Consider the following 300-nt stretch of genomic DNA (forward strand, 5'->3'; position numbering starts at 1 on the left):
GCATTTGCCCGAACTGGCGCTCAAGGGGCGCGGTGAACGCACTGGTCATCACATCCGGGCTGGCGCCGGGATAGAGGGTCATGACGCGGATGGTCGGGTAATCGACCTGGGGCAGCGCCGACACCGGCAGCAAGCGATAAGCAATGATGCCGGCCAGGATAATGGCCAGCATGCTCAGGGTTGTGGCGACCGGGCGAAGGATGAACAGCCGCGAGATGTTCATGCGCCCTTTTTCACCTTGTCATTGGCGGTGGTTTCCGAGGTTTTCGTCGCCGATTTGCCCTGCAGGTGCTCGGTCGG

General features: G+C 62.0%; 1 protein-coding gene. It reads right to left on the minus strand.

The window, feature by feature from the left end:
* Positions 1 to 223, minus strand: a 223-nt coding sequence (locus BK665_RS33910) for an efflux RND transporter permease subunit (protein ID WP_148053309.1), incomplete at its 3' end; no start/stop codon positions are given.
* Positions 224 to 300: the final 77 nt, after the last annotated feature.

The sequence above is a fragment of the Pseudomonas frederiksbergensis genome, from assembly GCF_003732665.1.
Lineage (GTDB): Bacteria > Pseudomonadota > Gammaproteobacteria > Pseudomonadales > Pseudomonadaceae > Aquipseudomonas > Aquipseudomonas frederiksbergensis_G.